The sequence below is a fragment of the Enterobacter sp. PTB genome (assembly GCF_051130085.1).
Lineage (GTDB): Bacteria > Pseudomonadota > Gammaproteobacteria > Enterobacterales > Enterobacteriaceae > Enterobacter > Enterobacter ludwigii.
In genome coordinates, this window is record NZ_JBDKEE010000139.1 from 1 (window position 1) to 374 (window position 374).

1 protein-coding gene is annotated in these 374 nt (G+C 45.7%); it reads right to left on the reverse strand.

Going from position 1 to position 374, the window contains the following annotated elements:
- The coding region (locus tag AAIR21_RS27975; RefSeq protein WP_434682852.1) for a DUF3987 domain-containing protein at positions 1 to 374 on the reverse strand (374 nt) is incomplete at both ends.

The following is a 374-nucleotide window of genomic DNA, read 5'->3' on the forward strand; positions in this document are numbered from 1 at the left end:
CCGGTGTGCCCTGATACTCTCTTTAATCTCCTCTGTTGGCTGGTTTTTTTTGACCAGTTTATTCAGGGTACTTTTCAGAGCTTTAAGTTCCTCCTCCCATATTTCCCGTTCAGTCTCATACAGTTGAATCGCATTGCCATACCGAATCCCGGCCTCATGCTCAAACTCATGTATTGGGGCCATAAAAAGTTTATCCACTGTAGACTTACGTTCTCCTGATTCTGCTACAGTACAAAAATTACATGACACTGGAAATGTCAGACCTTCTGCCGGGCTGACATCCGTTAATCCCTGGCAAAGCAGAGAAACAGGTGCCATTGCGGAAGCAAAAATCAGCGGCAGAGGGGCTTTTGTTTTGCTGGCAGCACCAATAA